1 rRNA gene is annotated in these 891 nt (G+C 52.2%); it reads left to right on the forward strand.

Annotated features, from left to right (window positions below):
- Positions 1-891: ribosomal RNA gene (locus ACCQ40_RS08175) — 16S ribosomal RNA — on the forward strand; the annotation flags it as partial.

Here is an 891-nt window from a genome sequence, read left to right on the forward strand (position 1 = left end):
TCCTGGCTCAGATCGAACGCTGGCGGCATGCTTTACACATGCAAGTCGGACGGCAGCACGAGTACTTGTACTTGGTGGCGAGTGGCGAACGGGTGAGTAATATATTGGAACGTACCGAGTAATGGGGGATAACTATCCGAAAGGATAGCTAATACCGCATACGCTTTGAGAAGGAAAGCAGGGGATCTTCGGACCTTGCGTTATTCGAGCGGCCAATAACTGATTAGCTAGTTGGTGGGGTAAGGGCCCACCAAGGCGACGATCAGTAGCGGGTCTGAGAGGATGATCCGCCACACTGGGACTGAGACACGGCCCAGACTCCTANNCTACGGGAGGCAGCAGTGGGGAATTTTGGACAATGGGCGAAAGCCTGATCCAGCCATGCCGCGTGTCTGAAGAAGGCCTTCGGGTTGTAAAGGACTTTTGTTAGGGAAGAAAAGGTTGATGCTAATATCATTAACTGATGACGGTACCTAAAGAATAAGCACCGGCTAACTACGTGCCAGCAGCCGCGGTAATACGTAGGGTGCGAGCGTTAATCGGAATTACTGGGCGTAAAGCGAGCGCAGACGGTTAGTTAAGCAAGATGTGAAATCCCTGAGCTCAACTTGGGAACTGCGTTTTGAACTGGCTAGCTAGAGTGTGTCAGAGGGGGGTAGAATTCCACGTGTAGCAGTGAAATGCGTAGAGATGTGGAGGAATACCGATGGCGAAGGCAGCCCCCTGGGATAACACTGACGTTCATGCTCGAAAGCGTGGGTAGCAAACAGGATTAGATACCCGGGTAGTCCACGCCGTAAACGATGAGTGTTAGGTGTCTGGAGTAAATCTGGGTGCCGCAGCTAACGCATTAAACACTCCGCCTGGGGAGTACGCACGCAAGTGTGAAAC

Origin of the sequence: Anaerococcus cruorum (assembly GCF_046365495.1) — a bacterium.
Classification (GTDB): domain Bacteria; phylum Bacillota; class Clostridia; order Tissierellales; family Peptoniphilaceae; genus Anaerococcus; species Anaerococcus cruorum.